This is a genomic window from Polaromonas sp. P1_E1_2, assembly GCF_056406035.1.
Map to the genome: position 1 here is coordinate 1 of NZ_JBFUAZ010000602.1, position 2584 is coordinate 2584.

The window sequence follows — 2584 nt, forward strand, 5'->3', positions numbered from 1 at the left end:
GGATTGCCCTGAGCCGCGTTGTGCCTGTCAAGCTTCCGGCCCACAACCAGGTTTAYCGGCACTACGACGATGAAGAGTCTCTTAAGGGAAGAGACTGCTACCACCTGGTGGTGGTACCCAGCTGTCGGCGATGGCGTTCTAGCTTGAATTTTTCCAGTCCGCCTATGCTACGAACAGGATACGGTGCGATACGGATGAGATACGAAGAGTTCGATTCGGATACAAAGACGATACGGGCACCAGTCAAGCGCCCTCAGCATACAAATTGCCCGGGTCCATTTGGCCGTACGCTGCGCCATAACTAGCTCCGTTTGCTGAACATCAGYCCTTCCTGGACCAAGCTAATCTCGGCATCCCGCATTGCCCAGGGTGCCATAGGTAATGGCACGAGCACAGTGTTCACGCCACCTTCCGTAAAAAGCAAATTGATCACTGCTGTCTCCAGATCACGCTTGAGCTTTTCTTTATCCACCGTCAACGCAGCTTCAGATGGAGAAGTCAGAAATTCGGTAACTAAAACAGTATCGTCTTCACGTTTCCCCGCAAAATGCGGCGAAATTGCACTGCCACGATTCGCACTAATACGGCAAATTTCCGCTCCCCGAAGCCTAGCTAGGACCAGCTCAGCCTCGTCTCGGTTCGGTCCCTTCGCTTCCGCCAAAGGGTTGCCAACCCCATCCTTGATAAGGATGCACATTGCGGTCTCGGCCAACTGTGTTGCTACAGCATCCCAGAGTCCTGACCTTTTTTCGGGATTTTCAGGTAGTAACATTTCGCGTCCTCATCACTTCGAGCCGTAGGGCTTGGTGTAGTAGTTGTCGATGAGATATTTTCTCTCACCGAGATAGTCCTCAATAAGTTGCCGACGTGCCGTGATATCACCCAGTTCCCTAGCTGTACGAATTTCACCCAAATACTGGCGCCGCTCCGTTCCCACACGTGCACTAGGATTCTCATAGTAATAGCGCTGACCAGGAAACCCTAACGCCGCGTCGTCAACGAAATGTCCGTACTCGTGCTTAATGGCGGACAGAGATGAATTCGGGTCAAAAACGATATTGCCGGGGCGACCACCGCTCGGCGCGGGGCCATATGCAAACTGCCCTTCGCGATAGCTGATATCGACACCCTTCTCCTTCAAGTCTTTAACGATGGCATTAAGCTCAGCGGTATTATTGACGCGGGCAGGGCCCATCGTGCCAATCAACCGGTCACCGCCCGAATTCATTACTACGTTATTTTCCCCCATCGTTGTATTTGAAACGCGACCTGCTCCCATAGCCACTACCGTAGCGGCCGTGTTGAACACTTGCCCGCCAACTATGCCCCAGTCCCTATTAGGCGCACCGAGCGCTCCAATCAATCCGATACCTGGCGCACCACGTACTGCTCCCGTTATGCCAAGCCCAATCGTACCGGCGACGCCATTTTTCTGAATGCTCTGAATCAGTCCGCTCTCAGGCTGATAGGCAAACACCTCTCCGGTAAGCACACTGCGTCTCGGGGAAATAGCGTTGCGTGCATACCCCCCACCATCACCAGTCAACTTATACAGCCCAACGCCCGCACGAGGCAGTGCAAGCCACGCATCAAGCGCTGCGCCACCAAATCCTTTCATTCCACGGCCAAACTGGTTAAACGTAAAAAAGGCGTCTACATCACCTATTGGCGTAATGGACCCATTCCCAGACGGCACTCCGGCTCCTCCACCGCCGCTTGGATTTACCCTATCGAACTCGTCCATTTCTGCCTGCGTCATGCGCGGCTCTTTGACTGTCACCTCCGGCAGAGTTGGTGAGTCACTCCAGGAGGCGTACGGGTCACCTGTGGCGCCACCCATGCCGCTTGCGCGGTATGCATCAGCCATGGCCTGCATGTTGTTAAGTGCTTTTTCCGTCGAGAGCTGAGCTGACAACGCTTTCAAATCCGTCGTATTGCGCTGTAGTTGGTTGAGTTYACGCGTCTGCGCAGTGTTGATGACGTTGGACTCGCTGTTGCTGAGTCCTTGTCGGTTGCTCAGGCTAAGCCGATCCGCAGCGCTCTGGACTTCCCCACCGTAGGTCTTCGCATACAAGCCGCCCATTGAGGGCCGCACTTCATCATCCCAGCGCCCAGGCCCAGACCGGGCCAGCGCCGTCTGTATACGCGCATCCCAGTTTTGATCGTTAATCTCGCTGCGCCTGAAACTTTCCTGCGCCACCTGACTGAGCGCGGCACCCTGCTCTCCCTCATTGCCAGCGCTGCCTTGCCCGAAAGAATCAGCGACTGATCCCGCCAGTGCATTGCCAAAAGCATCCGCCGCAATCTGCTGCACGGCGATCTTGCCGCCCCGGGCGATGGCAGTGGCCGTACCCGCGGCCAATCCGGTAATGGCTCGTGCCACGAACGGGTTGATGTCTGTTTTGCCTAGCGCACCGCTAACCGCCTGACCAACACCGGCGCCCACTGCGCTGGCAGCTACACCCTTCCAGTCAAAGTGATCTTGCAGACCCGTCACAACACCAATGCCCTGGCTCACAGCATTGCCCATGGCTGCCCTGGCAATCACATTGCCAAAGGTTGCGGCACCTCCCTCCAAAGCCGT

General features: G+C 55.7%; 2 protein-coding genes. Both read right to left on the minus strand.

Annotated elements, in window-relative coordinates:
• Positions 1 to 301: 301 nt before the first annotated feature.
• Complete coding sequence (locus tag AC1D1P_RS20565; RefSeq protein WP_477674235.1) at positions 302 to 772, minus strand: hypothetical protein; 471 nt, start codon at positions 770 to 772, stop codon at positions 302 to 304.
• A 12-nt stretch (positions 773 to 784) separates the two neighbouring features.
• Positions 785 to 2584: hypothetical protein (locus tag AC1D1P_RS20570; RefSeq protein WP_477674236.1), on the minus strand; the 1800-nt coding region annotated here is incomplete at its 5' end.